This is a genomic window from Bradyrhizobium sp. Arg816 (assembly GCF_029989365.1).
In the GTDB taxonomy this organism is placed as follows: Bacteria; Pseudomonadota; Alphaproteobacteria; order Rhizobiales; family Xanthobacteraceae; genus Bradyrhizobium.
Genome location: NZ_JAPRAQ010000231.1, coordinates 1 through 441, shown reverse-complemented (window position 1 = coordinate 441; position 441 = coordinate 1). Strand labels below are relative to the sequence as shown.

1 protein-coding gene is annotated in these 441 nt (G+C 28.6%); it reads left to right on the top strand.

Annotated elements, in window-relative coordinates; all coding sequences use genetic code 11:
- A partial coding sequence (locus OWC48_RS46660) for a hypothetical protein (protein ID WP_282526017.1) occupies nucleotides 1-311 on the top strand: 311 nt, incomplete at its 5' end.
- Nucleotides 312-441: the final 130 nt, after the last annotated feature.

The window sequence follows — 441 nt, the reverse complement described above, 5'->3', positions numbered from 1 at the left end:
AAATATTTGAAGAACGTTTTGCGCAAAATGGTAAATTAAATTTGAAGCTGTCAATTAAAAGAGATATAGACGGTGATGAATTAGAAGAACTAACATCTAAGAATTGTTTAGAGTATGAATATAGATCAGAAATTAATTTTGAATATGATGCTTCAAAATCATGGGAAGTCTGTACTATTTCGCTTTGGTATTATTACCAAGGATATGGAAAAAGTAGTAGCATAGGAACACTTTATAGCGGAACGATTAATGAATTAGAAGAAGAAGTTAAAGCAACATTGGAAGAACTGTTACATAGTGAAGATAATTAATGATTCCATTTTATATTGCGTTAAGAATGGGTTTAATTTTATGATACTAATAGGGAATAATTTAGGAAGAGAAATTTAAAGGGGATAAAAAAATGACAGAAGTACTAGAACTAAAAGAAGAACTACTACA